The 26,523-nt window shown below is 63.8% G+C and carries 27 protein-coding genes; 18 read left to right on the top strand and 9 right to left on the bottom strand.

Features of this window, described 5'->3' with window-relative positions:
- The first annotated feature begins 121 nt into the window (after nucleotides 1-121).
- Together AOG28_RS05305 and AOG28_RS05300 are read left to right on the top strand one after the other, a co-directional pair.
- Nucleotides 122-856: a class I SAM-dependent methyltransferase gene (locus tag AOG28_RS05305; protein ID WP_082388310.1), complete on the top strand. Its 735-nt coding sequence runs from the start codon at nucleotides 122-124 to the stop codon at nucleotides 854-856.
- Nucleotides 857-1,103: 247 nt separating this feature from the next.
- Nucleotides 1,104-2,576, top strand: coding sequence for an MFS transporter (locus AOG28_RS05300; protein WP_082388398.1), 1,473 nt, complete (start codon nucleotides 1,104-1,106; stop codon nucleotides 2,574-2,576).
- Nucleotides 2,577-2,632: 56 nt separating this feature from the next.
- Here the strand turns inward: AOG28_RS05300 and AOG28_RS05295 are convergent, their stop codons facing one another.
- Together AOG28_RS05295 and AOG28_RS05290 are read right to left on the bottom strand one after the other, a co-directional pair.
- A complete protein-coding gene (locus AOG28_RS05295) occupies nucleotides 2,633-3,298 on the bottom strand; it encodes a 2OG-Fe(II) oxygenase (RefSeq protein WP_054555562.1) in 666 nt (221 codons plus the stop codon).
- A gap of 231 nt (nucleotides 3,299-3,529) precedes the next feature.
- The gene (locus AOG28_RS05290) at nucleotides 3,530-4,159 is read right to left on the bottom strand and encodes a CoA pyrophosphatase (RefSeq protein ID WP_054555561.1); all 630 of its coding nucleotides are present in this window, start codon (nucleotides 4,157-4,159) and stop codon (nucleotides 3,530-3,532) included.
- A gap of 142 nt (nucleotides 4,160-4,301) precedes the next feature.
- On the opposite strand from AOG28_RS05290, the gene AOG28_RS05285 reads away from it, so the two are divergent.
- The gene (locus tag AOG28_RS05285; RefSeq protein WP_054555560.1) at nucleotides 4,302-4,886 is read left to right on the top strand and encodes an NUDIX hydrolase; all 585 of its coding nucleotides are present in this window, start codon (nucleotides 4,302-4,304) and stop codon (nucleotides 4,884-4,886) included.
- A 52-nt stretch (nucleotides 4,887-4,938) separates the two neighbouring features.
- Here AOG28_RS05285 and AOG28_RS05280 read toward each other — a convergent pair whose 3' ends face one another.
- Nucleotides 4,939-5,250 carry a hypothetical protein gene (locus tag AOG28_RS05280; RefSeq protein ID WP_054555559.1) on the bottom strand — a complete coding sequence of 104 codons (312 nt, stop codon included), beginning with the start codon at nucleotides 5,248-5,250 and terminating at the stop codon, nucleotides 4,939-4,941.
- 153 nt (nucleotides 5,251-5,403) lie between these two features.
- Here AOG28_RS05280 and ftsB point away from each other — a divergent pair, with 153 nt between their 5' ends.
- From ftsB to AOG28_RS17615, 14 genes are all read left to right on the top strand, one after another.
- On the top strand, nucleotides 5,404-5,778 hold the full coding sequence (ftsB, locus tag AOG28_RS05275) for a cell division protein FtsB (RefSeq protein WP_054555736.1): 375 nt from the start codon (nucleotides 5,404-5,406) through the stop codon (nucleotides 5,776-5,778).
- Entirely contained in the window at nucleotides 5,775-6,560 is a 786-nt protein-coding gene (locus AOG28_RS05270) for an IspD/TarI family cytidylyltransferase (protein WP_235506949.1), read from the top strand. Before ftsB ends, AOG28_RS05270 begins: the two co-directional genes overlap by 4 nt.
- Before the next feature lie 91 nt (nucleotides 6,561-6,651).
- The gene (gene ispF, locus AOG28_RS05265; RefSeq protein ID WP_054555734.1) at nucleotides 6,652-7,152 is read left to right on the top strand and encodes a 2-C-methyl-D-erythritol 2,4-cyclodiphosphate synthase; all 501 of its coding nucleotides are present in this window, start codon (nucleotides 6,652-6,654) and stop codon (nucleotides 7,150-7,152) included.
- Nucleotides 7,145-8,320 (top strand): tRNA pseudouridine(13) synthase TruD, encoded by a 1,176-nt coding sequence (gene truD / locus AOG28_RS05260; protein ID WP_326998953.1) that lies wholly within the window; start codon nucleotides 7,145-7,147, stop codon nucleotides 8,318-8,320. The genes ispF and truD overlap by 8 nt, the downstream gene beginning before the upstream one ends.
- Nucleotides 8,321-8,371: 51 nt before the next feature.
- Nucleotides 8,372-9,118, top strand: coding sequence for a 5'/3'-nucleotidase SurE (surE, locus tag AOG28_RS05255; RefSeq protein ID WP_043331401.1), 747 nt, complete (start codon nucleotides 8,372-8,374; stop codon nucleotides 9,116-9,118).
- Between the two features lie 184 nt (nucleotides 9,119-9,302).
- Entirely contained in the window at nucleotides 9,303-9,959 is a 657-nt protein-coding gene (locus AOG28_RS05250) for a protein-L-isoaspartate(D-aspartate) O-methyltransferase (RefSeq protein WP_054555732.1), read from the top strand.
- Nucleotides 9,956-10,909, top strand: coding sequence for a DUF368 domain-containing protein (locus AOG28_RS05245; RefSeq protein WP_054555558.1), 954 nt, complete (start codon nucleotides 9,956-9,958; stop codon nucleotides 10,907-10,909). Before AOG28_RS05250 ends, AOG28_RS05245 begins: the two co-directional genes overlap by 4 nt.
- A complete protein-coding gene (locus tag AOG28_RS05240; protein ID WP_235506948.1) occupies nucleotides 10,902-12,143 on the top strand; it encodes a peptidoglycan DD-metalloendopeptidase family protein in 1,242 nt (413 codons plus the stop codon). The genes AOG28_RS05245 and AOG28_RS05240 overlap by 8 nt, the downstream gene beginning before the upstream one ends.
- A 61-nt stretch (nucleotides 12,144-12,204) precedes the next feature.
- Complete coding sequence (gene rpoS / locus AOG28_RS05235) at nucleotides 12,205-13,182, top strand: RNA polymerase sigma factor RpoS (RefSeq protein ID WP_043331399.1); 978 nt, start codon at nucleotides 12,205-12,207, stop codon at nucleotides 13,180-13,182.
- Between the two features lie 383 nt (nucleotides 13,183-13,565).
- Complete coding sequence (locus AOG28_RS05230) at nucleotides 13,566-14,936, top strand: TolC family outer membrane protein (protein ID WP_054555557.1); 1,371 nt, start codon at nucleotides 13,566-13,568, stop codon at nucleotides 14,934-14,936.
- 380 nt (nucleotides 14,937-15,316) lie between these two features.
- Entirely contained in the window at nucleotides 15,317-16,468 is a 1,152-nt protein-coding gene (gene alr / locus AOG28_RS05225) for an alanine racemase (RefSeq protein ID WP_054555556.1), read from the top strand.
- Nucleotides 16,469-16,528: 60 nt separating this feature from the next.
- Nucleotides 16,529-17,446, top strand: coding sequence for an LpxL/LpxP family Kdo(2)-lipid IV(A) lauroyl/palmitoleoyl acyltransferase (gene lpxL / locus AOG28_RS05220; protein WP_054555555.1), 918 nt, complete (start codon nucleotides 16,529-16,531; stop codon nucleotides 17,444-17,446).
- Between the two features lie 8 nt (nucleotides 17,447-17,454).
- Nucleotides 17,455-17,838: a TlpA family protein disulfide reductase gene (locus tag AOG28_RS05215; RefSeq protein WP_043331395.1), complete on the top strand. Its 384-nt coding sequence runs from the start codon at nucleotides 17,455-17,457 to the stop codon at nucleotides 17,836-17,838.
- A 431-nt stretch (nucleotides 17,839-18,269) separates the two neighbouring features.
- Nucleotides 18,270-18,431, top strand: a complete 162-nt coding sequence (locus AOG28_RS17615; RefSeq protein ID WP_043331394.1) for a DUF1328 domain-containing protein — start codon at nucleotides 18,270-18,272, stop codon at nucleotides 18,429-18,431.
- A gap of 188 nt (nucleotides 18,432-18,619) precedes the next feature.
- On the opposite strand, the gene AOG28_RS05210 is transcribed toward AOG28_RS17615, so the two are convergent.
- From AOG28_RS05210 to AOG28_RS05190, 5 genes are all read right to left on the bottom strand, one after another.
- Nucleotides 18,620-19,969, bottom strand: a complete 1,350-nt coding sequence (locus AOG28_RS05210; RefSeq protein WP_160317851.1) for a DUF2254 domain-containing protein — start codon at nucleotides 19,967-19,969, stop codon at nucleotides 18,620-18,622.
- A 331-nt stretch (nucleotides 19,970-20,300) separates the two neighbouring features.
- Complete coding sequence (gene ettA / locus AOG28_RS05205) at nucleotides 20,301-21,962, bottom strand: energy-dependent translational throttle protein EttA (RefSeq protein WP_043331392.1); 1,662 nt, start codon at nucleotides 21,960-21,962, stop codon at nucleotides 20,301-20,303.
- 193 nt (nucleotides 21,963-22,155) lie between these two features.
- Nucleotides 22,156-22,401, bottom strand: coding sequence for a PA3496 family putative envelope integrity protein (locus tag AOG28_RS05200; protein ID WP_054555553.1), 246 nt, complete (start codon nucleotides 22,399-22,401; stop codon nucleotides 22,156-22,158).
- Nucleotides 22,402-22,664: 263 nt separating this feature from the next.
- Nucleotides 22,665-23,105, bottom strand: a complete 441-nt coding sequence (locus AOG28_RS05195; RefSeq protein ID WP_043331389.1) for a PAS sensor domain-containing protein — start codon at nucleotides 23,103-23,105, stop codon at nucleotides 22,665-22,667.
- 272 nt (nucleotides 23,106-23,377) lie between these two features.
- A complete protein-coding gene (locus tag AOG28_RS05190) occupies nucleotides 23,378-24,685 on the bottom strand; it encodes an MFS transporter (RefSeq protein WP_054555552.1) in 1,308 nt (435 codons plus the stop codon).
- Nucleotides 24,686-25,038: 353 nt separating this feature from the next.
- On the opposite strand from AOG28_RS05190, the gene AOG28_RS05185 reads away from it, so the two are divergent.
- Entirely contained in the window at nucleotides 25,039-25,362 is a 324-nt protein-coding gene (locus AOG28_RS05185) for a SelT/SelW/SelH family protein (protein ID WP_054555551.1), read from the top strand.
- Nucleotides 25,363-25,401: 39 nt separating this feature from the next.
- Here AOG28_RS05185 and AOG28_RS05180 read toward each other — a convergent pair whose 3' ends face one another.
- The gene (locus AOG28_RS05180) at nucleotides 25,402-26,427 is read right to left on the bottom strand and encodes a zinc transporter ZntB (protein WP_054555550.1); all 1,026 of its coding nucleotides are present in this window, start codon (nucleotides 26,425-26,427) and stop codon (nucleotides 25,402-25,404) included.
- Nucleotides 26,428-26,523: the final 96 nt, after the last annotated feature.

Here is a 26,523-nt window from a genome sequence, read left to right as displayed (position 1 = left end):
ACGTTCACCTGCTGCGGAATTGCCCGTGCCGCCGCGGTGTCGCGCGTGGCGCCGAGTTGTCACCGCCAGTCGTGTGGTGGCGTCGACCCTCATCGCCAGTGTCCCTTGCCGCGGAGCCCTGATGTCAGCCCCTGATTCCCTCGTTCCCTATCCGCCTGCGGATACTGTCTGCCCGCTGTGTGAGGCGTCCCAGAGCCAGCATGTGCTGCACCTGGTACAGCGGCGCAGACCGTGCCCCGACACCGGTCAGCGACCGCCCGCCGACGAGCGCGATTACCTGCGCTGCCCGGAATGTCATCTGCTGTATCTGGCGCCATCCCAGCGCCTGGATGCCAAGGCAGAGCAGGATATCTACGACCAGCACGAGAATGACCCAGCAGACCCGCGCTATCGAAGCTTCCTGGCCAAGCTATTCACGCCGATGTGCGAGCGGCTCGCGGCCGGTGCCAGCGGGCTCGATTTCGGCTGTGGGCCGGGGCCTGCCCTGGCGCAGATGTTCGAGGAGGCGGGTCATCCGATGGCGCTGCACGACCTCTATTATCATCCGAACCCGGCAGCGCTCACCCGCCAGCATGACTTCATCGTCAGCACCGAGGTGATCGAGCATCTCTACTCACCGGGTGAAGTCTTCCGCCAGTGGTTACGCTGCCTCAGGCCCGGCGGCCTGCTGGGGGTGATGACGCAGCCCGCCTCGGATGACCCGGAGGCGCTCAGGCGCTGGCACTACCTGCGTGATCCGACGCATGTGTGCCTGTTCAGCCCGGCGACCTTTGCCTGGCTTGCGCGTACGCACGGACTCGAGCTTGAGCAGGTCGCCAACGACAGCGTCATCTTCCGCGTGCCCCAACCCGCCTGACAAGGGCGTGGGGCAGGGCGCGGGACAGGGCGTGGGACAGGGCATGAATAGGGCGCTAGACAGGGCGCAGCGATACGCAAGGCGATATTGTCGCCAAATGACGCAAAAAGGCTTGGATTTGGCGCGGACTGTCACTATATTGCCCGCGCCTTGACGTATTCTCGCAGGGCAAATTCCCCCTCCCGACGATATCCGCACCTTGCGGCATTGGCTGATCGCTGACTGGCGGCCGGCCGAGGATCTGGTCATGCCCCGTCATCTGCTGTTGATGTCCCTTGCGCCCCTGCTCGGCCTTGCCTTGCTGGGGATCGGTAACGCCATGCTGACCTCGCTGGTCCCGTTGCGGCTGTCTGCCGCCGGCGTCTCGAGCGAGGCGATCGGCCTGATCAGCTCGGCCTACTATCTGGGCCTCGGGCTCGGCGCGCTGGTCAACGACCGCCTGCTACTGCGCATCGGCCATATCCGCGCCTATGCCGGCTTCGCCTCGCTGGTGGCGGTCGCGGCTCTGGCCATGGGGCTGGGCGACCACCCGGTGGTGTGGTTCCTGCTGCGTATGATGATCGGCTGGTCGCTGGTCGGGGTATATCTGGTCATCGAGAGCTGGCTGCTGAGCGCCGCCGACCCTGCCGTGCGCGGGCGCCTGCTGGCGCTCTACATGATCGTGCTCTACGGCGCGGGGGTGCTCGGTCAGCTGCTGCTGGGCGTGACCGCCATGCTGAGCCTCGAGGCGGCCTTCATGCTGGTGGCGATGCTGGCGGCGGCCTCGGTATTGCCGCTGGTGCTGCTGCCGCGAGTCTCGCCGCTGATCGAACAGTCCGAACCCCTGAGCCCGTGGCGCCTTATTCGCATCACGCCGACGGGCGTGTTCGGCTGTCTGGCCTCGGGACTGGTGGTGGCGGTCATCTACAGCCTGCTGCCTCTGGCGCTGGGCGATGGCGGCACCCTGAGCACCGCGGAGATCGGTCAGCGCATGGCGCTGGTGATTCTCGGCGGCATGCTGCTGCAATACCCCATCGGCCGCTGGTCTGACAGCCACGATCGCCAGCAGGTACTGATCATCCTGTCGATCGCCATCGTCGGCTTCGCTGCCTTGCTGCTGGGGCCGGCGCGCGAGGGTATCGCCCAGCTGACGGTGCTGTTCCTGCTCGGCGGTGCCGCCTTCACGCTCTATCCGGTGGCGGTCAGCCATGCCGCCGACCGTGCGCCCGCCGGTGCCCTGGTGCGCATGAGCCAGGGCCTGTTGTTGATCAACGCGGTGGGGTCGACCCTGTCCCCGCCGGCGGTATCGCTGCCGATGGCCGAGATGGGCGCGATGCCCGGCATGGCGCTGAGTCTGGCGGTGATGGGGGGCGGCATGCTGCTCTTCTTCGTCTGGCGACGCGTCATGCGTCCGGCGCCGCAGCCGTTGGCGCGCTTCGAGACCCATGCCCCGCAGACACCGCTGGGCACCGAGCTTGCGGTCGGGCCTGAACTGGTCGAGGCCGCCGAGGAGCACCTGCGTGACGCCGAGGCCGATGACCCGCTGGTCGAGGTCACGCGTGAGCTGGTCGCTGACATGCCGGAGCTGATCACGGATGCCTCGCTGGACAGCCTCGAGGAGATCGAGGTCAAGGAGGAGCAGGCGCTGCACGAGGAGCAGGCCTTGAATGACGAGCAAGCATTGCAGGATGCGCAGCGCCAAGTGCCACCACGCGATGACGCGCCGCTGGCGCGCGACTGAGGGCCGCTGGTGCGGTGCTGTCCAGACCTGTCTGGCTGGGCCTTCCCGCCCGGGAGTCAGCGTGCGGGATCGACCAGATTGCCCTGTGAGCTGTTGCGCCGGAACCAGCCGGTGACACTGGCGCGCGCCTGATGCGTCGGCAGCACCTCATGGGGGATCTGCTCGGAGAGAAAGCACACGAAGGTGCCGGCCTCGGGGGTGACGCGCGCCATTTCGCGGCTGTCATCCTCGGGGTCATAGAGCACGATCTCGCCGCCGCCATCGTGCGGCCAGTCCTCATTGAGATAGAGTACGCTGGAGATCAGGCGATTGCCGCGGCCGCGAAAGCTGTCGAGATGCTTCTTGTAGAAGCTGCCGACCGGATAGTGGGCGAAGTGGGCCTCATACTCGAACAGCCCCAGGTAGAGGGCACGGTTGAGCTCATCCTTGAGCACGTTCATCGCTTCCAGATAGGCGCGCTGGGCACGCGAATTGCGGTCCAGCCAGCGAATCGCGTCGCCGCGGATGTCCGGGCGCAGATCATGCTCGCGTCCGCGCCCGATACCCGCCGCCGTCAATTGCTGCCGCGTCTCAAGCTCCGTCAGTTCATCATTGAGCTGACCGATGACCTGGTGCGGCAGGAAGTCGGGGCGCACGCTGTAGCCATGCTCGACCAGTTCATCGATCAGCAGGTTCAGTGCGACAGGGTCCAGCAGTGGGGCGGGTGCAGGTGCAGCGGGCATCAGGCGCTCCGAACGGGAAGTGGCATGGCATCGTGGGCGAGGAGTTATAGTCCAGTGCCATTGTCGGTGCAATATCGTCGGGGCAATGGCAGTGCTGCAAAACCATGGGCAATGACATCAGGACGATGACATCCGGGCAATGGCGAGCCGCTCGGCGGGAACGCACCTTGTCTGGTGCAGGAGCTCAGTAACTCAGGGGCTCAGTAACTCAGGAATTCAGGAGCTTGAGCTTCAGGGCCGAGGCGGCACCGGGCGCGGCGGCAGATGGCGCAGCGGGGCACCAGGCGGTGGCGCTGCCTTGAGGCTCACGGCATGGCCGAAGCCGATGGCCATCAGTTCGACCAGCATCATCGAGGACAGCCCCCACAGCACCTGGTCGGCCACGCGATAGCTGGGCACGTACCAGGTCTCGTCACCGACGGTGATCACGTCGGTATGCTCGCGCTCGTCCTTGAGCAACATGCTCAGCGGCATCTCGAAGATCTGCTCGATCTCGCCGGGGTCAGCGCGCAGCGGCAGGTCGGCGGGAATGCGCCCGACAAAGGGCGTGACACGCATGCCGTGCAGGGAAATCACGTCGCTCAGCTGGCCGAAGACCTCCACGGCGCTGGGCGGCAGCGCGACTTCTTCCTCGGCTTCGCGCAGCGCGGTGGCCAACAGATTGCTATCATCGGGCTCGGCCTTGCCGCCGGGGAAAGCCACCTGGCCGGGGTGCTGGCTGAGATGGCTGGCACGACGCGTGAGCAGCAGCGTCGGTTCGGGACGATCGATCAGCGCGATCAGGACGGCGGCGCGTGGTAGCTGGTGGTCGGTCGCAAGGGGTTGATGTGCTTGCAGGCGTTGGCGCAGGGCTTCTAGCATGTCGTTTCCTCGTAGGCATTCATCATGTGGCGCGAGGGTCCTGGCGGTCAAGGCGACTGCCATGCCCCTGGGCCCATCGCGCAGCGAGGAAGCGGGGACGGGATGTCACTGAAGGGCGCCTTGAGATTTCATGGGAGAGCGAATGAATTATTGCAGTCACTGTGGTGAAACGGTGCGTCTGGCAGTGCCGCAGGGCGATGATCGTCTGCGCTACCTGTGTGATAGCTGCGGCACCATCCATTATCAGAATCCGCGCATCATCGCGGGCACCCTGCCGGTGCGGGATGGCAAGGTGTTGCTCTGTCGGCGTGCCATCGAGCCGCGCCTGGGCTATTGGACCCTGCCGGCCGGCTTCATGGAGAACGCCGAGACCACCAGCGACGCCGCTGCCCGCGAGACGCGGGAAGAAGCCGGCGCCGAGGTCAAGCTGCAGGGGCTCTATACGTTGATCGACCTGCCGCACATCAATCAGGTCTACATGCTGTTTCGGGCCGAGCTGATCAGCGACTACTCGGCGGGCGTCGAGAGTCTCGAGGTGGCGCTGTTCGCCGAGGAGGAGGTCCCCTGGCAGTCACTGGCCTTCCCGACCATGGAAGTGACGCTGCGCCGCTACTTCGAGGACCGCCGCCACGGCGAGGGTGACGAACATTTCCCGCTGCATCTCGAGCAGATCGACCTGGAAACCCGCGAGCACTTCTTCAACACCACCTTCCTGCCCGCGAGCTAGATCGTCTGGCCATTGCTGACCTCGCGTGCCTCGTTCTTCGGGGGGCGCGGGGTCAGAACGTTTCCAGTCGCCAGCAATCGAAGGCGACTTCTTCATAGGGGTGGGCGTCGCGCAGCGCCGCCACGGCAGCGGCGATGAGCGAATCGTCACATACCAGCTCTATCTTCAGTTCGGTGACGCGCTCCAGCGTGCCGCAGGTCCCGATATGCGGATTGGCGCTGGCCAGTGGCCGAAACTGGCCGGTGCCGCGTGTCTCGAAGCAGCAGGCCTCGTAGTCGCCGATGCGCCCTGCACCGGTGGCGAAGACGGCTTCCTTGACGTGTTCGGCGTCATTCATCGGGACGAAGAACGCAAGCTTGTACATCGGATGACTCCTGGCAGAAGGGTGAGAGGGCGCTGTCATCAGGTGGCCCTGATCGACAGGGGTGCGTCAAGCGTGGCAACGGATGCTGGCAGTGCCTGCGTCACGCTCCCGGATGATGGCATAATGCGCGCTGCAACGGCCAAGGACATCGCCATGCTCAAATGGATCAATATCTCACTGCTGCTGCTGCTGGCACTGCTCCAGTATCGGCTGTGGTGGGGCGAAAATGGCATCACCGAATTATTCGATATTCGCGCACGCGTGCAGCAGCTTTCCAAGGAAGATGCGGTGCTGGACAACCGCAATCAGCGGCTCGGTGCGGAAGTGGTCGACCTCAAGAATGGTCTGGCGGCCATCGAGGAGCGTGCACGCAATGACCTCGGCATGGTGCGCAAGGACGAGCAGTTCCTGTGGGTGCCCAATGTCGCGGTGCCGGAACGCAAGGCGCCATCACCCGATGAAGTGGCGGACGGTGCGCTGGAGGGCAAGGGCCTGGAAGGCGGGCTGCCCAAGGTGATCACGCCATGATGCCGACAGACGCCTCGCGCGAGCCCCGTCTGTGGTATCTGGTGCCGGCCGCCGGAGTGGGCAGTCGCATGCAGGCTGACCGCCCCAAGCAGTATCTGGAGCTGTCGCCCGGCGGCTGCGTGCTGGAGGCGACGCTGGCGACGCTCAAGCGCGCGCTGCCCGAGGCAGGGCTCTGTCTGGTGCTGGGCGCCGATGATGGCTATTTCTCGCCGTCGATGGTGCCGTGGCAGGACTGGCTGCGCGCCGATGGCGGCAGCGAGCGTGCCGACAGCGTGCTGGCGGGCCTGGATTGCCTGAGCCGCCACGCCCATGACGATGACCTCGTGCTGGTGCACGATGTCGCGCGTCCCTGCGTTCGCGACGCCGATATCCATGCGCTGGTGGCGACCGCTCGTCGCAGTGCCGATGGCGCCATCCTCGCGGCCCCCGCCAGTGACACCATGAAGCGCGCCGCGCCGGCCGGCGACTCCCGCCCGCATGGCGATGAAGAGCGTGCGCCGAGCATCGCGCACACCGAATCCCGCGTCGGCCTGTGGCATGCCTTCACGCCGCAGGCCTTCCCGTTGGGCCTGTTGCGGCGGGCGCTGCGTGAAGCGCTTGGGGAGAACCCCGCGCTCATCACGGATGAGGCCTCGGCACTGGAGGCCTGTGGCCGTGCCCCCGTGCTGGTCGCCGCCGCCCGCGACAATCTCAAGATCACCCATCCGGAAGACCTCGCCATGGCGCGTCTGTTGCTGGCCGCGCGCGAGGCGCTTCCCGATAGCCCCCGGACGTCTGCCTGACATGACTGAGCAATCTGCAACACCCGCTGCTGCCACTTCCTCTGCGCAATCCGCGGCCTCTCCTCAGCCGGCTGGCCATGTGCCCATGGCCCTGCGCATCGGCCACGGCTTCGATGTGCATCGCTTCGGCGATGGCGATCACCTGATGATCGGTGGCGTGAAGATCGCCTACGAGCATGGCTTCGTGGCGCACTCCGACGGTGACGTGCTGCTGCATGCGCTGTGCGATGCGCTGCTCGGTGCCTGTGGCATGGGCGATATCGGCAAGCATTTCCCGGACACCGACAGCGAGTGGTCCGGCGCCGATAGCCGTGGCCTGCTGCGCCACGTGATCGGGCTGGTCAATGCTGCCGGTTTCGGGGTCGGCAATGTCGATCTCACCGTGATGGCGCAGGCGCCGAAGATGGCGCCGCACATCCAGGCGATGCGGGAAGTGATCGCCGAAGACCTGCGCGTGCCGCTGGCGGTCGTCAACGTCAAGGCCACCACCACCGAGCGGCTCGGCTTCACCGGTCGCAAGGAAGGCATCGCCGCCGAGGCGGTGGTGCTGCTGGGCGCGCTGCCGACCGCGGGCGGAGCCGAGCATGTCTGAAGTGAATGACATGTCTGAGTCGCCCGAGGCGGATGCGCTGTTTGCCGAGGCGCTGGCGGCACTGGACGCCGCGGGCAGCGAGGCGTGGGTCAAGGAAGCCGAATTGATGCAGCGCTGGCCGCATGCGCATGGCGGCCCGCTGGGAGCCGGCGACTTCCGTCACACGCCGGAGGACTTCCGGGTCACCGAGCTGATGGACTTCGTGCCCGAAGGTCACGGCGAGCATCAGTGGCTGTGGGTCGAGAAACGCGGCCTGACCACCGATGAGCTGTGCCGTGAACTGGCCGGCCTGTGTGAGGTCGCGCCGCGCGATATCGGCGTGGCCGGTCTCAAGGACAAGCAGGCGATCACCCAGCAGTGGGTCTCCGTGTGGTTGCCGGGGTGTGAAGCGCCGCAGGATCTCAGCGATGCGCTGGCCGAGAAGGGCGTCCGCGTGCTGGCCAGCGTGCGTCATCCGCGCAAGCTCAAGCGTGGCGTGCATCGCGGCAACCGCTTCGCGCTGCGTGTCAGCGGTGAGGCCGTTGCGCATCCCGAATTCGAGGCGCGCTGGCAGACGCTGATACGTGATGGTGTGCCCAACTATTTCGGGCCGCAGCGCTTCGGGCATCAGGGACATAATCTCGGCCGGGCGCGTGCCGTGCTGGTGCGTGGCTGGCGCAAGCGTGATGACCGCAGCGGCATGCTGCTGTCGACCGCGCGCAGCTTCCTGTTCAACGAGGTGCTGGCCGCGCGGCTCAAGGCGAATTGCTGGGCGACGGCGCTGAGCGGTGAGGTGTTTGCGCTCAACGGGACGGGCTCGCGCTTCGTCACCGATGGCAGTGAGTCGGCCGAGACGCTGGCGCAGCGCCTGGCGAGTGGCGATATTCATCCCACTGGCCCGCTGTGGGGCACCGGGCGTGCGGAGGCTCATGCGCAGGTCGCCCAGCTCGAGCAGGTCCTGGGCACGCGTTGGCCGCAGCTGTGCGAGGGACTCGAGAAGGCCGGCGTCAAGGCGGAGCGTCGTCCGCTGCGCCTGATTCCCGGCAAGCCGCGTCTGGAGTGGGATATCACGCCAGAGCAGTCGCACGCCGAAGGCAGCGAGGCCAGTGTCTGGCTGCACTTTGATCTGCCGCGTGGCAGCTTCGCGACGGGCCTGTTGCGTGAGCTGATCGCCCACCCGCTGCTGTAGTGCCGTCAGGCGACATGACGGCTATCCGATGATTCGCAAAGGAGTGAGATGATGCGCAGGATTCTGCTTTCCAATGATGATGGCGTGCACGCTCCGGGGCTCAAGGCGCTGCATGACGCGCTGGCCGGGCAGGCACGCATTCGTGTGGTCGCGCCGGACCGTGATCGCTCAGGGGCCAGCAACTCGCTGACGCTGAGTCGGCCGTTGTTGCTCTCCGCGATGGAGAACGGCTTCTACAGCGTCGACGGCACGCCCGCGGATTGTGTCTATCTGGGCGTCAATGGCGTCTGGGACGAGAAGCCTGACATCGTGATTTCCGGCATCAACCATGGTGCCAACCTGGGCGATGACGTGCTGTATTCCGGCACCGTGGCGGCGGCGATGGAAGGGCGCTCGCTGGGCATGTCGGCGATCGCGATGTCACTGTGCGGCAAGACCCACTTCGAGACCGCTGGACGCGTTGCGGCGAGCCTCGTCGGCGCGGCCGAGACCCTGGCATTGCCGCCGCGCTCATTGCTCAACGTCAATGTGCCGGATGTGCCGTGGAGCGAGATTCGCGGTTTTCGCGTCACGCGTCAGGGCCACCGTGGCCCGGCGGGTGCCCCGATCGAGGTCAAGGACCCGCGTGGTCGTACCCGCTACTGGATCGCGCTGGCCGGCGATGGCATCGATGATGGCGATGACACCGACTTCGCCGCCATTGCGGCGGGCTATGTGTCGATCACGCCGTTGATGACGGATCTCACCTCCCACGGGGCGCGTCACGATGTGGCGCAGTGGCTCGAGGCGCTGACCTGAGTGACGTAGCGCCAGCCAAGGCTCAAGATTTCGCTGTGAAGTCCTCGTTCGAAGGATATGAATCAAGACCATGAAGGACGTGTATCAGAACGCTTTCCCGCTTGCGCAGTCAGACAGCGCAGCGGGAATCGCCGGGCCCTTGCATCTCAGGCGACCGGACACGGCGCAGCTGAGCGGTATCGGCATGACGTCCCAGCGCACGCGAGACCGCATGGTGGCGCGCCTGGAGGACGCCGGCATTCGCGATGAGCGGGTGCTGGAGCTGATGGCCAGTGAGCCGCGCCATCTGTTTCTCGATGAGGCGCTGGCGCACCGTGCCTATGAAGATACCGCGCTGCCGCTGGGGCAGGGGCAGACCCTGTCCCAGCCTTACATGCACGCCCGCATGACGGAGCTTGCCCTGGCGCAAGCGCCGCGCCCGCGCGAGGAGTGTCGGGTGCTGGAGGTCGGCACCGGTTCGGGCTATCAGACATTGCTGCTGGCGCGCCTGTTCGCTCGGGTGTCTTCGCTCGAGCGCATCGCCGTGCTGCATGCCAGGGCCGCTCAACGCCTTGGCTGGTTCGGGCTCGACAATGTCGAGCTGCGCCATGCCGATGGTGGGCATGGCTGGCAGGACGATGACTCGGCATTTGATCTGATCGTGGTGACCGCCTGCGCGCCACATCTGCCGCAGGCGTTGTTGAAGCAGTTGGCCCCGCAGGGGGTGATGATCGTGCCATTGGCCGAGGACGACAGTGATCGTCAGTGGCTGACACGAGTGCGCCACGTCGGCGACACTCAGGATATTCAGCGGTTCGAGGCCGTGCGCTTCGTGCCGTTGCTCGAGGGAGTGATCAGGTGAAACGAGCTTTGAGCGTGTTCCTCAAGGGCGCTGGCATGGGGGCGGCGGATGCCGTGCCCGGAGTATCAGGCGGCACGATTGCCTTCGTGACCGGCATCTATGAAGAATTGATCGAGTCCATCAAGCGCTTCGGCCCCTCTGCCATCGGCGTATGGCGTGAGCAGGGCTTCAAGGCGCTGTGGCAGCATTTGAATCTGGCCTTTCTGCTGCCGCTGGTCGCTGGCATCTTCGCCAGCCTGATCAGTGTGGCGCATCTGGTGACCTGGCTGATGGAGGCTCAGCCGCTGCTGCTCAACGCCTTCTTCTTCGGGCTGGTGGTGTGCTCCGGGGTGGTGGTCGCGCGGCGTATCACCACCTTCCGGATGGGCTATCTGGTGTGGTTGGCGCTGGGGCTGGTGCTGGCCAGCAAGTTGCCGAGCCTGTTGCCTGCCGCTACCGATGCCTCCTGGGTGCTGGTGGTCGGCGGCGCCATCGCCATCAGTGCCATGCTGCTGCCGGGCGTTTCCGGCAGCTTCCTGTTGCTGACCATGGGCCTCTACGGCACGGTGATGACTGGCATCAAGAGCTTCGATCTGCAGCTGATCGTGCTGTTCGGCAGTGGCTGCGCCATCGGGCTATTTACCTTCTCGCGTTTGTTGTCGTGGCTGTTTCGTCATCATCACACCGCGACACTGATGCTGCTGACGGGCTTCATTCTCGGCTCGCTGCCGGTATTGTGGCCGTGGCGCACCATCACCGATTATCGTCTGGGACCCAAGGGTGAACAGGTTCCGCTGGATTACCACTTCATGATGCCGGATACCTACACCAGTGTGACCGGTGAGCCTGCCCAGCTGTGGGCGGCACTCGCCCTGATGCTGGCCGGCGTATTGCTTGTCTGGTTTGCCGGAGAACGCTCCGGCCCGGATGACGACTCCAGCAATTCCCGCAAGGAGCAGGAACATGCGTGACAGGATGGACAAGGGAATCAAACTGACGTTGGCAGGTCTGGCGCTGGGTGCGCTGACAGCCTGCAGCACGGCGACCACTCGCCCGCAGGTGCAGGACCTCAACGCCGGCAATGCGCGTATCACCTCCGACACCTATACCGTTCAGCGCGGTGACACCCTGTATGGCATCTCCTGGCAGAGTGGCCAGGATTTCCGGGATGTGGCGCGCATGAACGGCTTGAATCCGCCCTACACCCTGCAGCCGGGGCAGACGCTGCGTCTGGACCCCAACACCCAGCTGCCGGCCAGTGCGGCGGGCGCTTCCGGCACGAGCGTCGCCTCGAGCGGTGGCGTCGTTGCCACGCCGATGGGCGGGGGCAGCGACAGCTCGATCGCCGGCGGCAGCGAACTGCCTGACTGGCTGGCACCGGATGAGTCCGCCATGGCTCAGCAGCAACAGCGCACCAGCCAGGCCCAGTCGCTGACGACCGGCTCGGGTGGCGTGTCCTCGGCCGCCACCGGCGCCGCGGCGGCTGCCGGACTGGGGCCTGTCTACCAGGAGGGCAGTGAAGAGGCACTCGCCGAGACGGCGCGCAACGCCATCAATGACAGCGCAGAGCAGGCCAGCAGCAGTGCTGCGCAGGCCAGTAGCTCGTCCAGTCAGACGGCCAGCGAGGCAGCTGCCAGTGCGGCCGCCGCCCAGGCCGAGGCGCGCAAGGCTGCCAAGGAAAAGGCCGAGCAAGCCGCCGCTGCCGCCGCGGCAGAGCGTGATAAAGCGGCCGCTAGCGTGAAAAATGAGGCTGCCAAGGTTGAAAAGGGCACCAACGTCGCTGGCGAAACCGCCAAGGCTGCACCGGCCAAGAAGACCTATGTTCCAGTAAAAAACGTTGACTGGCAGTGGCCTACGCAAGGCGAGATCATCGGCAAGTTCGGCGAGTCCGAGAGTGTCACCGGCGGCATTGATATCGCTGGTCAAAAGGGGCAACCTGTCAAGGCAGCAGGGCCGGGAATCGTGGTCTACGCCGGAAGCGGAGTACGTGGTTACGGTAACCTCATCATTCTCAAGCACAACGACCGCTATCTGAGCGCCTACGCCCACAACGACACTCTGCGTGTATCAGAGAACGATGTGATCGACGCCGGACAGGTCATCGCCACTCTGGGAGCCACTGACGCTGAACGTGCGCAGCTGCACTTCGAGATTCGCGAGGATGGGCAGCCCAAGGACCCACTGAAATTCCTGCCTAAACGCTGATTCCCACCGCTGCCACAACAACAAGTTCCTGGCACCAGACCAGAGACAACGGGGTATCGACATGAGCATGCTGGAAAAGGATATCGATCAGGCTGAGGTTGAGTTGTCCCTTGAGGATGTCGAGGAGGACGACGATACGCTTGAGGCAGAAGCGGAAGAGGCGGCATTCGAACGCGCCTTGAATCGTGAAGAGCGCAAGCACTACCAAAGCCTGGATGCGACCCAGATCTACCTCAACGAGATTGGTTTTTCCCCGTTGCTCAAGCCCGAGGAGGAAGTCTACTTCGGGCGTCTGGCACAGGCTGGCGACCCTGCCGGTCGTCAGCGCATGATCGAGTCCAACCTGCGGCTGGTGGTCAAGATCGCGCGGCGCTATCTGAATCGTGGTCTGTCGCTGCTCGATCTGATCGAGGAGGGCAATCTGGGGCTGATCCGCGCGGTGGAGAAGTTCGACCCCGAGCGCGGCTTCCGTTTCTCGACCTACGCCACCTGGTGGATTCGCCAGACCATCGAGCGGGCGCTGATGAATCAGACGCGCACCATTCGTCTGCCGATTCACGTCGTCAAGGAACTCAACATCTACCTGCGTGCCGCGCGCCAGCTGACCCAGAAACTGGATCACGAGGCTACCGCGGAGGAGATTGCCGACTTCCTCGACAAGCCGGTCGATACCGTCAAGAAGATGCTGGGGCTCAATGAGCGCGTGTCATCCGTCGACTACCCGATGGGCGGCGAGAGCGACAAGCCGCTGATCGAGACCATCGCCGACGAGAATGACACCAGTCCGGAGTCCAGCCTGGTGGATGTCGACGTCAAGGCGCATGTCGATGAGTGGTTGGCGGAACTGACCGAGAAGCAGATGGAAGTAGTGGTGCGCCGCTTCGGGCTGCGCGGTCATGAAGCCGCGACGCTGGAGGAAGTGGGCGAGGAGATCGGCCTGACGCGTGAGCGGGTGCGTCAGATTCAGGTCGAGGCGCTCAAGAAGCTGCGGCGCATGCTCGAGAAGCAGGGGCTGACGCTCGAATCCATCTTTGAATGATGCGCGGGCACAGTCGTCATGGCTGTCGATACCCTGATGCAGGTTGCCAGTGAAAACGGCCCGCTCGTGATTCGAGTGGGCCGTTTTCATATTGTGTCATCATTATTCTGGCAGAGTGGGGGCATTCTGACGCACTGCGCTCGAGTACAGGATGCCCCATGACACTGTTGTCAATTTGGAAACGCTGTATCGTGCAACAAAGTTAGCCAACTAACTGGACGCCCAAAAGAGCGACGATTAGACTAAGGCCACTTTTTCCACGACCCGCTTGAGCAGGGCTGAGGCAGTAGTCCAGCCGATGTGTGAGCTACCTTTTACCTTGTCCTGGTGCTTTCGAGGCGCCATGCAGGTCACGACTGTCACTGATCAGGAACAACGCATACATGGCCAACATTCGCATACTGCCACTGGTGCTGGCGATGGGTTTTGCGACCCAGGCTCAGGCTGCCAATCTGCTCGACATCACGCGTGATGCATTGACCCACAACGCCAGCCTGTCCTCCTCTCGCTCGCTCTATCAGAGTGTCGAGGACAATGAGCGTATCGAGCTTGCTGACCTGCTGCCCCAGATCACTGCCACGGGAACCGTGTCGCGTACCGATGTCACCGGCAATTCCCAGAGCGGCACCGAAGGCGATTACACCGACAGCAATATCGTGGTCAACGTCAACCAGCAGCTGTTCGATGCCGCCGACTGGTATGAGCTCGCGACCAGCAAGGACACCGCCCGTCAGCAGAAACTGCTGCTGGATTCCGATCAGCAGCAGCTGCTCTATGACGTGGCGTCTGCCTATTTCACCATCCTGAACAATCGTGATGTGCTCGATGCGCGCATCGCTCAGGAAAAGGCCTTCTCCCGCCAGCTGGACCAGGCCAATCAGCAGTTCGAGGTCGGTCTGATCGCGATCACGGATGTGCAGGAAGCCAAGGCATCATTCGATGACGCGCGTGCCCAGCGCATCGCGGCCGAAGCCGATCTCCAGGTCAGCTTCGAGGCCCTGCAGCAGCTGACGGGCCAGCAGTACGATTCCATCGATGGTCTGGAAGAAGATCTGGCGATCGAAGCGCCGGTGCCGGCCAGCCGCGGCAAGTGGGTCGAGATGGCATTGTCCAACAACCCGCTGATCGGTGCTGCCCAGAAGGGTGTCGATGTCGCCAGAGGCGATGTGAAGACCTCCCGCGCAGGCCACCTGCCGGAAGTCGGCGCCTTCGCGACCTACTCCTACGATGAAACCGACATCGATACTGCCGGGGGGTATCAGGAATACAACCAGATCGGTATCCAGGCCTCCCTGCCGATCTATACCGGTGGCCGCACCTCCGCCCAGGTACGTCAGAGCACCCATCTGCTCGAGCAGAGCCAGTACGACCTGCTTGATCAGCAGCGCTCCACCACCCAGAGCGTACGCTCGCTCTACAGCCAGGTGCGCAGCGACGTCCTGACCGTCAAGGCGCGCAAGCAGGCGATCGTCTCCAGCCGCAGTGCACTGGAAGCGACTCGCTCCGGTTATGAAGTCGGCACCCGTAACATCGTCGATGTGCTGGACGCCGAGCAGGCCCTGTATCAGGCGCTGGCGGACTACGCCTCTTCGCGTTACACCTATGTGCTCGATCTGCTCAACCTGCGTCAGGCGGCAGGTATCATCGATATCAACAGCGTGCGTGACCTCAACGAGAGCCTCAAGGCAGATCGTCAGGTATCCCTGGTGCTGAATGATGAGAGCCCCGACGAGCTGGAAAACGTGACGCCCTGATCGTCCTGCGCTGGCTGTCGCCACGTGCTGCATGCACCCCCACAGGCCCAGCCTGCGGGGGTGCATGCGTTTTGGGGGATGCGTTTGAGGGCATCAGTGGGTCAGGCCACTGATCGTCAGGCATGTGTTCAACAGGCAAGTGATGGCCAGACACCAAGGCGCCGAAAAAGCAGCGCGCAAGGGCAGCGCGGCCTCGAGGCAGGCAGTTTCGTGGTTGTTTTGGACGAAAATCCTGCGTGTGTTTTAACAGGCAGTGGTTTCTATCGGTGATTTGGGGAAAGTTTGGTGGTTTTCAGCGTGACCTGACGGCGATGATGGAAAATAATTGAGGGGCTTGCTCTGCTGTCTGTCATTTTCACCGATCACCCTGGAGTCCCTTCATGTCCCGCCCACTGCGCGCTGATATTGATCTCGATGCACTGCGTCACAACTATCAGCTGGCCTGCGAGCTGGCGCCGCATTCGCGCGCCCTTGCCGTGATCAAGGCGGACGCCTACGGGCATGGTGCGGTGGCGTGCGCGCAGGCACTGGCGGATCTCGCCCCCGCCTTTGCGGTGGCCACGATAGAGGAGGCGCTGGCGCTGCGGGCGGGCGGCATCTCTCATCCGGTCGTGCTGCTTGAAGGAGTGTTCGAGGCCGCGGAGTACGCCTTGGCGGCCGAGCATGACTTCTGGTGCGCCATCCACAGCGAATGGCAGTTGGCGGCCCTCGAACAGAGTGAGCTTGCGCAGCCCTTGTCCTGCTGGATCAAGTTCGACTCGGGGATGCATCGTCTCGGCTTCACGTCCGAGCAGGTGCTGGACGCCAAGACGCGCCTCGAGGCCAGTGGCAAGGCGCGTGATCTGCACCTGATGACGCACTTCGCGAGTGCTGACAGCCTGACACCAGACTACTTCCAGCAGCAGATGGCGGCGGTGACAGCCTTGGCGGCCGAGGCAGAGCTGCCGCTGTGTCTGGCCAACTCACCGGCGACGCTTGCCTGGCCAGAGACGCATGCGGCCTGGAACCGCCCGGGAATCATGCTCTACGGGGCAGACCCGCTGGAAGGCGCCAATGATGCCAGTCGGCGTCTGAAGCCGGTGATGACGCTGTCTTCGGCCATCATCGCCGTGCGTGAGATCGCCATCGGTGAGCCGGTAGGGTACTCGGGGCGCTTCGTGGCGACGCGTCCGACGCGTATCGGTGTCGTCGCCTGCGGTTATGGTGATGGCTATGACCGTCACGCCGTGGATGGCACGCCAGTGCTGGTGGATGGTCAGGAAACGGTGCTGGCCGGCAAGGTGTCGATGGACATGCTGACGGTGGATATCACGGACCTGCCCGAGGCGGGTGTCGGTTCTCGTGTGGTGCTGTGGGGTGAGGGGCTTGAGGTCAATCGCGTCGCCGCCAGCTGCGACACCATCAGCTATACACTGCTCACGGGGCTGCTGCCGCGCGTGCCCAGACACTATCATGGCGGCGTTGGCAGTGTGGCGGACGACAAGGGTGTCGCGCAGTTGGCCAGCGCTCAGCCGCTGGATACGCACGCCTGACCTGACGGCAAGGCTCGCGCGGTCTACAATGGCCGCCGTTGCCCGTCGAACGAGAGAGTCATGGCCAAGAAGAGCTATCCCGAGAGTTTTGCACACCCCCGCTACTGGCTGACCTGGCTGGGCATCGGTGCCATGAAGGCTTCGGCCTATCTGCCCTGGTGCGCCAAGTTGTGGCTGGGGCGTGGCCTTGGTGAGCTGGCGTGGCGCTTCGGCAAGCGTCGTCGTCATATCACCGACACCAACCTCAAGCTGTGCTTTCCCGAGTGGAGCGAGGCGGAGCGCGCGCGTCAGGTACGCAAGACCTTCCACGCCAACGGCATCGGTATCTTCGAGACGGCCACCGGCTGGTGTCGTGATCCTGAGCACATGCGTGATCGCGTGACCTTCAAGGGGCAGGAGCACATGGAGCGCGCCATGGCCCAGGGCAAGGGGGCGCTCATCGTGGGCATCCACTTCTCGACCCTGGATCTGGGCGGCGCACTGCACTCGCTGTTCTTCCCGGCCGATGTCGTCTATCGCCCCCACGACAACCCGCTGTTCGAGCGCTTCATGACCCGTGCGCGCAATCGCATCTTCGGGATCGCCATCGATCGTCACGACCTGCGGGGCGTGGTGCGTCGCATCAAGAGCGGCCATGGCGTGTGGTATTCACCGGATCAGGACTTCGGCCGCGAGGTCAGCGTGTTCGCGCCGTTCTTCGGCATCGATGCCGCCTCCATCAAGCTGACGGCCAAGATCGCCCGCATGACGGGCGCGCCGGTGATGCCCTTGATGTTCCACCGCAATCCGGACAATCGTACCTATACGCTGGAGTATCTGCCGGCGCTGGACAACTTCCCGAGTGGCGATGACGTCGCCGATGCCACGCGCATCAACGCCTTCATCGAAGGGGCGATCCGCAAGCATCCCGAGCAGTATCTGTGGCTGCACCGTCGCTTCAAGACACGTCCCGAGAAAACCGATCCGTCCCTGTACTGAGGTGAACCATGAGCAACGACATCTCTTCTCACGTCACCCTGGCCGAGGTGGAAGCGCGGTTGGCCGCTGGCGATACCTTCGTGCTCAATCAGGTCGCGGAATGGTGCCCGGATTGCACCGAGCGTCAGCGTCCGGCATTGCCTGCCTTCGAGGCGGCGCTTGCCCGTGGCGGTCTGCCACTGGTGACCCTGTGCGTGCAGCAGACCCGTGGGGTCTATCTCAGCGATGCTCATGCACAGCTGAGTGAGCGCATCGGTGGTGCGGGCTATCCACGTACCTTGCTGGTTCGCCACGGTCAGCCGGCGAGTCTCGACAGTGGATTGAACCGCGTCGAGGTGATGAGCGAGCCCGATCTCGTCGCCTACGCCGAGGCCTTGATCGCCGCGCTGTAGACCGTCACCCCTGGCATCGATCATCCGCCGCTGTCAGGGGGATGACGCGAGTGATGCACACAGCAAAGACCCCCGTTCGGCATCTCGCCGAACGGGGGTCTTTGCTGTGTAAAGCGGCACCCGACAAGCAACATCACCTGCCCGAGCTGCATGCGTGCGGTCAACCGAGTGCCGCTTATCGTGTGCCTATGACAAGACGTGCGGATGACGGAGCAGGCTTTCAACCCATCACAAGGGTTGAGGCAAATTCTTTTACTGAAGTGCGACATTATGTTGACAAAGCTTTAGTTTATTACCATCTTGGCAATAACGAGTCAGGTGGCTGACACGCCTCCTGATCGCCGCTTTCAGCACTCTGGAGTGCGCCTGAGGCGTCATCCGTCAGGGGCTGACTCCGCCGCGACAATTCTCACATGACATAAGGAATTGACATGCTCAACTACGCAATCATCTTTCTGATCGTCGCTGTCATTGCCGCCGTACTGGGCTTCGGCGGCATCGCCGGCACCGCAGCGACCATCGCCAAGGTCCTGTTCGTGATCTTCCTGGTGCTGTTCCTGGTGTCCTTCTTCAAGAGCCGCCGCAAGCCGTGAGGCTCTGACTTCCTGCCACGGGTCAGACTGACGGCAACAGGCCGCAAGCCGTCACGTGATCGGATAGACGGCTCAGAGATAGTACGGCTCACAGACAGTACGGCTCAGAAATAGTACGAGTCAGAGACAGCAACGCCCGCGACGGTAATCGACCGTCGCGGGCGTCTTGCGTTCAGGCGCTGGCCTTTTCACCACTGAGGGCTGGGCAGGTTCAGACGATGGTGACCGGCCTGCAGGCCGTGTTCGATGAAACGACGATCCACCTCGAATTCGGCCTGGGCGAGAATCGCCTCTACCACCTTGTCGGCATGCTGTTGCAGCAGCACCAGATGGCCGTACTGCGCGCCCATCAGAGACAGGGTCTTCAACAGCTCCAGCAGGGCCAGACAGATCGAGAGGTCATCACGGCCATAATGCAGAATCGGCGTGATGGAGCGGTAGAGGAGGCTTGCGAAGGACTCCATCTGCCAGCTGACGCGAACGGCCTTGTGATCATCCACGCAACAATTGCACAGCGGCACTGACATGCGCTCGCTGAGCAGCTCCGTCAGCTGGTGCATGCACAGCCGTGCCGTACCGGGGTCATTGATGCCGGGCGACAGCGCCTTGATGGCGACTTCCATCAGCTGGGTCAGGCCGTGCTCGTGCAGGTCCTCGACGGACTCCCCATCCAGATAGCCAAGCGCGGCACGCAGGTTCTTGATCAACTCGGCCTGCTGCTCTTCATCGAGTTCTTCCCCCGCCGTCGCGCCCTCTGGCAGGCCGTTGGGCCACTCGATGCGCATCAAGGGCATGCCGCTGACGATGAAGGCGCCCAGCGCGAAATCCAGATGCACCACCATGTCATGCTTGATGGCCAGCTGGCGCAGCGCCGAGAAGTCGACCTGCTGGATGTAGCCGCGCCGGCGTGCCCGCAGTAGCTGGCACTGGTCGTCGTCACGGCCGACCTCGCGCTCGCAGAAGCCATCGTCCCGATTGCGCTGACGCAGGCGCTCCAGCGAGAGGCGGGTGCGGCCGGACAGGCGCCGCGCGACGGCATTGATCTGCACCGACTGCGAGACCTGATGGATGAAGTAGACGAACATCCCCAGGCAATTGACCATCATCAGCACGCCGAGATAGACCGCCAGCGAACGCCACAGGGTCGGGGAGTCTCCCGTATTGGGCACCATCAGGTTGACCAGCAGGAACAGCAGGCTGCCCAGGTAGTGGCCGAGTACCAGCTGGTGATGACGTTCGGTCACCAGACCCAGCAGCAGCTTGTGGGAGAACTGCGCGCCGGCCTGGGTGAGCACGCTCATCACCATGGTGAAACTGAAGACCATCAGCGAGATCAGGCCGCCGACCAGCGCCGCCAGCAAGGTGCGTGGGGTGTCATGTTGCTTGAAGGTCAGTGCTTCGAAAAAGTCGCTATTCGGCAGCGAGGAAGGGTCCGGCAGCCCGGAGGGCATCACCGAGATCAGTCCCAGCAGGGTATAGACCATGGCCAGCATGCTGGGGAGATAGGCGATGCTGGTGGTCCAGGTTCGCAGCCACATGAGGGGTTGCTGTAGCCAGCGATTCATAGACGATTCCCGAACGGATGGATTGGCAAGCTCCTGTTATGACGGCTCGCGCCGAGCACTGCAAGTCAGCATGACGTGCTGGCAGGAGGGTTCAGGGGGTGAGGAGGGGAGGAAAGCAGCAGAACAGTAGTGCTGAACAAGGCGGACAGAGCGGGCAGAACCGAACAGGGTAGACAGAGAGGACGAACTGGAACGGACAGGCTGGAACGGAAAGCAGGGCCCGATGGCAAGACGCCCCCACCGGGGGACCGGTGAGGGCGTCTTGCAGCTTGCGCCGATCAGCGTGGCTGACCCCGCCGGCTCATCAGGCGTCGATACGCTTGTACTTCATGCGCTTGGGAGCATCGTTGCCGACACGCGCGTGATAGTCCGCTTCGTACTCGGTATAGCTGCCTTCGAAGAACACCACGTTGGAGTCACCCTCGTAGGCGAGGATGTGGGTCGCGATGCGATCCAGGAACCAGCGGTCGTGCGAGATGACCATCGCGCAGCCCGGGAAGGCCAGCAGGGCCTCTTCCAGTGCACGCAGGGTCTCGATGTCCAGGTCGTTGGACGGCTCATCCAGCAGCAGCACGTTGGCAGCCTGCTTCAGGGTCTGGGCCAGCTGCAGACGGCCACGCTCACCACCGGACAGATCAGACAGACGCTTCTGCTGGTCAGTGCCCTTGAAGTTGAAGCGGCCGACATAGGCGCGCGACGAGACTTCATGGCCATTGATGTTGAGCATGTCCTGACCGCCGGAGACAGCTTCCCAGACGGTCTGATTGTCTTCCAGGCCATCACGCAGCTGCTCGACGTAGGCGACCTTGACGGTCTCGCCCAGCACGACTTCGCCGCTGTCCGGAGTGTCCTTGCCGGTCACCAGCTTGAACAGCGTGGACTTGCCCGCACCGTTGCCGCCGACGATACCGACGATGGCCCCCTGGGGGATGGTGAAGGACAGATCATCGAACAGCAGCTTGTCGTCGAAACGCTTGGTGACGTTGTGCAGCTCGATGACCTTGTCGCCCAGGCGCGGTCCCGGCGGAATGTAGATCTCGTTGGTCTCGTTGCGCTTCTGGAAATCGCCGGACTGCATTTCCTCGAAGCGATTGAGACGCGCCTTGCTCTTGGCCTGACGGCCCTTGGGATTCTGACGAACCCACTCGAGCTCCTGCTGGATGGCCTTGTTGCGCGAGGCTTCCTGCTTGGCTTCCTGCTGCAGGCGAGCGTCCTTCTGCTCGAGCCACGAGGAATAGTTGCCTTCGAAGGGAATGCCCTGGCCACGGTCCAGCTCGAGAATCCAGCCGGCGACGTTGTCGAGGAAGTAGCGGTCGTGGGTGATGGCGACCACGGTGCCGGAGTAGTCGTGCAGGAAGCGTTCCAGCCAGGCGACGGATTCGGCGTCCAGGTGGTTGGTCGGCTCGTCCAGCAGCAGCATGTCCGGGCTCGAGAGCAGCAGACGGCACAGTGCGACACGGCGGCGCTCACCACCGGACAGCACGCCGACATTGGCATCCCACGGCGGCAGGCGCAGTGCTTCGGCGGCCACTTCCAGCTTGCGCTCGAGGTTGTGGGCGTCGGAGGCCTGGATCAGGTCTTCCAGCTTGGCCTGACGCGCGGCGAGGGCGTCGAAATCGGCGTCCGGCTCGGCGTAGGCGGCATAGACTTCATCAAGTTCGGTCTGGGCGTTCTTGATGTGGGCCAGGGATTCTTCCACGCACTCGCGCACGTTCTTGGAATCATCCAGTTCCGGCTCCTGGGGGAGGTAGCCGACATTCAGACCCGGCATGGGACGTGCTTCGCCGTTGTAGTCCTGATCGACGCCGGCCATGATGCGCAGCAGCGAGGACTTGCCCGAGCCGTTGAGACCGAGCACACCGATCTTGGCACCCGGGAAGAAGGACAGCGAGATGTCCTTGAGAATCTCGCGCTTCGGGGGAACGACCTTGCCCACCCGGTTCATGGTATAGACGTATTGCGCCATGGAATCCCAATTTGGTTGGAGAATGGAATGACGCGCAGATGATAGTGCCCGGCGTCACGCTTGGCCAGCCGGGCAGCCTGTGCCAGGCGAGCGCGGCGACTCACTGCATGACATTCCCTGTCCTGACGTCGACCCCTTCCATGGCCTGTCCGTTCCCTGGTATCCCTTCCCCTGCACGCCGCTGAAGGAGAGCTTACTCTTCTTCGCCCCAGTCGCTGGCGTCGATCAGATCATCGTCGTCGGCTTCATCGTCCCAGCCTTCGCGGATGGAGCGAGCCAGGGCGCGCTCCTCAAGCAGAGCTTCAAGACGTTGGCGGGAGTCATTGCGTTGTGGCTTGGCAGGTGCGCTGGAGGATGACAGCTCGAAGTCCACATCGGTGGGGCTGTCTTCGGCGAGTGCCGTGGCATCGATATCATCGAGGAATTGTTCACGGGCCATGGGCGGACCTCACGATCTTGGAACGACCTGCCCGATATCCAGCGCCTGGACTGGCCTGTGACACCGGGCACCGCCAGCGGCGATGCGCCGAAGGCTCTCTGGCTATATACCGCCCGTTGACGAGGATGACAAGCCTTTCGCTCAGCCCGGCAGGGCTTTCGCCAACTGCCAAAGGCGAGAGACCAGCAACGACAACGCCCACCGGTGGGGTGGGCGTTGTCGTTGCTGGCGCAATGCGGCGCCTGATCTTTAGCGTCTGGCGATCAGTTGGACTCGCTGGGGTGCTCCGCGCGCAGGCGTTCCAGCTCTTCCTTGGCGGTCATCAGGCCGGTGACATCCTTCTGGACGCCAACGAAATACTGCAGGTTGTCATGCTCATCGAAGACCGGTGTCATGGAAAGTTCATTCCAGAACAGGCTGCCATCCTTGCGATAGTTGCGCAGTATCTCGCGGCACGGGCGCTTGTCGCGCAGCGCGGCACGGATGTTGTCCAGCTGCGGCTGATCGCGGTCATCATTCTGCAGGAAGCGGCAATCGCGGTAGAGAATCTCGTCGGCGCTGTAACCGGTGAGGCGCTCGAAGCCCTGATTCACGTAGATCAGGATATTCTCATCGCCTTCCTGTTCCGCCACCACGATGCCATCGTCCGAGGCATTCACGACTCTCTCGAGCAGCTCGGGGCTGATCATGTGGGGTCTTTTCATCTGACTCTGATCCTTGCGGCTTAAGAACCCGGCCATGAAGACCGAGCCCGAGAGTACGGGTATAGGGTGCCTGTCCGTGTGCCCGGACATTCCAGCACCATGATCGGTTTCACTATGGCGGGGAGACGCGGCTTATGCAATCGCAGCCGCTAATGTGACAGGGCCCGACATCGTTGTCAGGCCCTGTCAGCGTGAGAGTCGATCAGATAGAGAAGGGGGAGAAAGGGGAGAAAGGGGAGTAACAGGGGGGCCGTCATGCCTGCCCCGGATGTTCAGTCGTCCTCCACCTCCGGCAGGCGCTGCGCGCAGAGCGCGGCACAGGCCGCGACGACCGCCAGAATCATCAGCAACCATTCACTGCCCAGCCACTGGGCGAGCCCGCCGATCAATAGCCCCAGTACCAGCATCAGCACGCCGGTCAGGGTGTTGGAGAGCGCGACGTAGAGGGCGCGATTGTCAGAGGTGGCGAGATCGACCACGTAGGTCTTGCGTCCCAGGCGGATACCGGCGTGGGCGATCACCAGCAGCCCGTAGACCAGTGCGTAGCTCCAGATGTTGTCGGCCAGTGCCTGTGGCCACCAGGCCATGCTGCCGGCCAGGGCGCAGCAGACGGCGGCGCCGGCCCCTGCGTTGCGCATCACGCGGCGGCTGGAGGCATCGGCCAGCCTGCCCCAGATGGGGCTGGCCAGCATGCCGGCCAGTCCTGACACCACCACCAGCACGCCCAGTCCGCCCAGGCTCTCACCGCTCTGCTGCTGGCCGAGCAAGGCGATATACGGCAGTGCCAGCGCGCTTGAGAGCAGCAGGGCGCGCGCCAGATTGAAGTTGCGGAAGGCAGCGTCATGCTTGAGCTGGATGACCCCGTCACGCACTGTCTCCCAGGCATTGGCACCGCCGCTGGTGGCACCGCTGTCCTCGCGGATCATGGCGGCGCACAGGGCATTGAGTGTCCAGCCCAGCGCCGCGATGGCCATCAGTATCGCCAGCACCTGCTGCCCGGGCTGCTCGCCCAGCAGCATCAAGGCGACACCAGCCAGCAGGGTCATCGCCCCCGCCACACTGCCACTCCAGCCCATCAGGCGCCCGCGGCGCTTCTTGGCGATGGTCTTGCCCAGCACATCCTTGGTGGCGATGGAGGCCACCCCGCGCCCGAGCGACAGCAGGATCAACAGGATCAGTACCAGACTGCCCGCGAGGGTGCCATCGAGTCCGTGACGCGTGGCGAAGTTGCCCTCGGCAAGCAGGCTGATCATCACCAGCCCCAGTGCCATCAAGGCCTGGATGGAGGCCCCGGCGACCCACACCCACTTGCGTTGCGGCAGTGGGCGAATGAAGCCTGCCACCAGCAGCTGAGGCAGCAGGGCGCCCGCCTCGCGAATCGGCACCAGCAGCCCCACCATCCACACCGGCGCCCCGATCAACCCCAATAGCCACGGCAGCACCAGCCGCGCACTGGCCATCTCGTCGGCCAGCTTGGTGCCCAGCGAGGCCAGCAGGTGACGCCAGAAATTGCCGGGTTGCTGGTGGCAGGCATCCTCGGAGATGTCCTTGCACATGCGCGAATCTTCATCGCCGGTCATGCGCTCGAAGAAGCGACTCTGACCGCTGCCCGACGGCCTCTCGTGGGCTTTGTCTGCAGACTCCCGCTCAGTCTCGCGGTCTTGAGCGTCTGACGGAGAGGAGGCCTCGGTAGAGGAAGACAGGGGTGACATGTGGCCAGGGCTCCGCTATCGGCGTCGTGTACGGGAAGTCGTGATGCAGATCACGCCCGTGCCGCCGGTTGAAGAAGGATCGATCGCAGTGCGACGTCACTGAAGGAATGACTGCGCCGAGTATAGTTTATGTACAGTTTGTGTGTAGGTTTTTGGTGTTGACCATTGCGCGACAGTGCAGTGAAGTGATCATTACATCATTGATTGGAGTAGGCACCACCATGGATCAGGCATCCACGCTGAAAGTCCGGATTCACTACTGCACCGGCTGCAACTGGCTGTTGCGTGCGGCCTGGTATGCACAGGAACTGCTGTCCACCTTCGGAGAAGACCTCGGTGAGGTGGCCTTGGCGCCGAGTCACGGCGGCCATTTCGAGGTGCTGTGCCAGGCCACTCCAGATTCGGAGTGGCTGGTACTGTGGGAGCGCAAGCGCGACGGCGGCTTCCCCGACAGTCGTGACCTCAAGCAGCGCGTGCGTGATGTGCTCGATCCTGAGCGCGATCTGGGCCATATCGACCGCGCCAGTCGTGAGCAGGGCTCGTAAGCAGCGCTTGCAAGCAGCTCCGCTACGCCATGGGCGCGCTCACCACCACTTCTTGCGCTTGAGCAGCCACATCTGCATCGCGACCACGCCCAGCGTGATGCCGACGAAGGCAGCGAAGCCCCACTGGCTGTCGCTGCCCGGTATACCGCCGACGTTGACCCCCAGCAGGCCGGTGAGAAAGCCCAGCGGCAGGAAGACGGCGGTGATGACCGACAGCAGATACATGCGCTGGTTGAGCTGCTCGTTGTGCTCGCTCATGCGTTGCTCATGGATGATCAGCGCGCGTTCCTGCATGGCCTGGAAATCCTCCACGTAGCGCGACAGCTGGTTGGCGATCTCGCGCAGGTCCAAGCGCGCCTGTTCATCGATCCACAATGGCCCCTGGGAGAGCTGTGCCAGACAGTCGCGCTGCGGCCCCATGAAGCGTCGCAGGGTGATCAGGGGGCGCCGCAGGCGGGTAATGTCATCCGGGTCGATCTCGACATCATTGAGCTGGTCTTCCTCGATGATGGCGAGCTGCTCATCGAGGCGATGGCTGAGCTCCGCCACGCGATCGACCAGCGCATCGCTGAGCATCGCCAGCAGCCAGGAGATGCTTTCCGCGCCCTGGCCGGCTTCCAGTTGCTCACGCACCTGAGTGATCGACTGGAACGGCCGGCGGCGCAGGGTGATCAGGCGGGTCGGGCTCATCCACAGGCGCAGTGACAGCAGGTCTTCCGGCGCGGCGCCGGGATTGAGGTTGATGCCGCGCAGCGTGGTGACCATGCCGCCGCCGAAGCGCGCCACGCGCGGGCGGGTATCCAGCTCGGTCAGGGCCTCGATGCTCGGCTCATCCAGCTGGGCAAGATCGTCCAGGTAGTCATTGACGTCGCCGCGGGTGTAATCGAGATGCATCCAGATCAGCGCTTCGGGGTCCTGCCATTGCTCGCGCAGGCTGTCGTCATCGAGCAGGCTGGCGCCGCCCTTGCCATCCAGGCGATAGGCGCTGACCAGTGCCGTGGTCGGGGCATCTCCCGCAGGGGGCGCAGGTGTCGGCGCGGCTTGCGGATCAGTGGCATCAGTCATTCACGAAATTCCTTTTTGGTGGCGCGGCTTGCAGCAGCGGGCAGGGCACGCGATGCTCGAATGTCAGGCCGTGGGCATTGTCGCTGCCATCGCCAT

This window comes from Cobetia sp. UCD-24C, from assembly GCF_001306765.1.
Classification (GTDB): Bacteria; Pseudomonadota; Gammaproteobacteria; order Pseudomonadales; family Halomonadaceae; genus Cobetia; species Cobetia amphilecti.
The sequence above is the reverse complement of the archived record's forward strand: the minus strand, read 5'-3'. Positions and strand labels throughout refer to the sequence as shown.